Source organism: Thalassolituus sp. UBA2009 (assembly GCF_002335285.1).
In the GTDB taxonomy this organism is placed as follows: domain Bacteria; phylum Pseudomonadota; class Gammaproteobacteria; order Pseudomonadales; family Oceanobacteraceae; genus Venatoribacter; species Venatoribacter alkanivorans.
Window position 1 is genome coordinate 1 of sequence record NZ_DDCJ01000028.1, and the last position, 581, is coordinate 581.

The 581-nt window shown below is 54.2% G+C and carries 1 protein-coding gene; it reads right to left on the bottom strand.

What is annotated here, in order from left to right; translation table 11 throughout:
• On the bottom strand, positions 1-581 hold a 581-nt coding region (locus tag B3P58_RS03205; protein WP_286716053.1), incomplete at both ends, for an arsenic resistance protein.

Sequence of the window (581 nt, forward strand, 5' to 3'; positions counted from 1 at the left end):
GGAAACCAGTGACGGGTTTTATTGGCAAAGGCCACCAGCGATAACATCACCGGTACTTCTACCAGCACGCCCACCACCGTCGCCAGCGCCGCACCGGAATGCAGTCCAAACAGCGAGATGGCCACCGCAACCGCCAGCTCAAAGAAATTACTGGTGCCGATCATGCACGCAGGCGCGGCAATGTTATGCGCCAGACGCATTCTGCGGGCGATAAAATAGGCAATAAAAAAGATGCCGTAAGTCTGTAGCATCAGCGGAATGGCAATCAGCAGAATATCAAAAGGCTTGGCGACAATGGTCTGCGCCTGCAAGGCAAACAGAATCACCACCGTACTGATCAGACCAAGAATGGAGAAGGGTTTTATCGCCGCCATAAAGTGCGTCAGGCGCTCGGTATGACGATCGGCCGATAACAACTTACGGGTCAGTACCCCGGCCACCAGGGGCAGCACCACATACAACAGCACCGAGATCAGCAGGGTCTGCCACGGCACCTGAATATCGGATACGCCGAGCAGGAAAGCAGCAATAGGGGCAAAGGCAAAAATCATAATCAGATCGTTAACCGACACCTGCACCAG